Here is a 1,920-nt window from a genome sequence, read left to right as displayed (position 1 = left end):
CGCCCACGACCGGGCATCAACGAGTTCCCCACCCATGAACAGAGCAACGACCAACCTGCCCAACCGTCACGACAAGGACCGTTGCAGTACTAGCCGCCGCAGCCGGCGAGGGTGGGCTTCATCGGCTGCCACGTCTTGTAGTCCGTGCAGTCGGTCACGGGGACGATCCTGACATCGAGGTTCCGAATGATCTCGGTGTCGACCCTGCGATGCAGATACTTGAAGTACAGGCTCTTGTCCTGGCCGTCGGCCGGCATGGACCGTACTTCGAGCAGGGCTGTCGCGTTGGTCAGGTCCTGCTCCGTCTCCCCGGGTTCGGTGAAGGTTCCTACGCCCCACCTGGGGTTCTCCCAGGCTGGGTACTTGACCTTGTGCTCGTACTCGACGCGGTAGCCGGTGAACGTGTGGCCTCGTTGGTCCTCCGGTTTGGCGCAGCGGACCGTCACCGTGCCACCCCGTGACCAGCCGCCGTCGCTCTTGGTCGATGCGGAGCAGTCGTTGGGGTGCCAGATGCGGATCGGGACCGTGTTGTAGGGCCAATTGTTTACATCGTCCCTGGTGAACGCGGGACGGTCCGGGGCACCGGTGGGAGGCACCTGCTCCAACGCCCGACGCTGCGCGACAGTGAGCTCGGCTTTGGACTCATAGTCCTCGCCCGGGATGCAGACTCTCCCTCCGCACATGAGGAGCCAGCCCATGCCGATAACGGCATCGTCGACCTGCCCGCGATCCACCACGGTGAAGTGGGTGTCGCCTGGATTCCTTTTCCAGATGTCGGAGACCGTCTTGAGTTTGTAGTAGACGGGGCGTGCCTGGATCTGTGACTTGGGGGTCACGGTGAAGCTGTCACTGACGTCGAACCTGACGGTCTTCTTCGGGCTGACATTGGGCTTGCCCGGGAGGATCGCGTCGAGGATCTCTCCCCCGCCGAACTTGTCCGCCAGGGACTTGGCCAGCATTTTCATGCCCCCCTGTACTCGCTCGTTCCATTCGAGGTCTCCGCCGTCGTCGACACCGGTCTGCGTGGCCGGCTCCACGTCCCTTTCGCGCAGCTCAAGCGTGTGCGGGAGGCCGTCACCCTTGAGGTTGCGGGTGGGCGCGACATCCTGCACGTACAGCCCGTTCTTTTGGTAGAAGGGCAGGACGTACTGGTACTCCAGCCCGTTGCTCTTCGTGTCCCAGGGATAGTCGACGGTCCTGCTGGCGCCCTCCCCGGGGCCTGTGGTGTCCGCGAAGGCCACCGGCGCCAGCGAGGCCATCAGACTGGCCACAGCCAGAGCCGCCGCCGTTCGCACTGCTCTTGTCTTCACAGGTTTCGCTTTTCCTCTCGGCAGGGGCGGCAGGGCTGTCGCAAGCAGCGGCTCGCAGGGGCCGAGCCCACGGTGCCTCTGCCCTCACAGGGGTTCACAGAACGTAGCGACAATATACGCAGAGTGATCATGTGTGCTTCAGTGTTGTCCGGGTGTTGCGACCAGTGAGCCACGGAGCGGTCACGCAGCACGCTGTCGATCGTCTGGGACACGGCGCTCACCCCACTGGGCCGAAATGCCGGCACTTTGCCGAACGGGGAGGCTCCGGCCCGTGCACCGCAGGCTCCGCCGCCTCCTCCCAAGGCCGCCAGAGCGGATCGAAAGCTTCCTCTCCCGTCCATGCGCGAAACATCCCGCCCGCGCCCGCACCCGAACCCAGCCCCACCCCGACCCCGAACTGACCGAACCTGCCCATCCATCACAGCCCGTCACCGATCAAGGGTTCTGGCACGGCTACTCATGAAGGCGACACCCAGTCGCGCCACCGCCCACCCCGGCGAGGTGTCCGGTCCGGCAGCAACGGCTCAATACGGGCCCACTGAGCATCAGTCAACGACACACATCAACCAACGATCAGATGATCCGAAGGAAACGCCCTAGTACTGCAACG

At 64.4% G+C, this 1,920-nt stretch carries 1 protein-coding gene; it reads right to left on the bottom strand.

The features are described 5' to 3' along the window. Positions 1–89: 89 nt before the first annotated feature. Positions 90–1,271: a hypothetical protein gene (locus ACIP93_RS37680; RefSeq protein WP_401766985.1), complete on the bottom strand. Its 1,182-nt coding sequence runs from the start codon at positions 1,269–1,271 to the stop codon at positions 90–92. Positions 1,272–1,920 lie beyond the last annotated feature (649 nt).

Origin of the sequence: Streptomyces sp. NPDC088745 (genome assembly GCF_044751045.1) — a bacterium.
GTDB classification, from domain to species: Bacteria; Actinomycetota; Actinomycetes; order Streptomycetales; family Streptomycetaceae; genus Streptomyces; species Streptomyces cremeus.
Note: the sequence above shows the minus strand (reverse complement) of the source record. Positions and strands in the feature narration are given on the sequence as shown.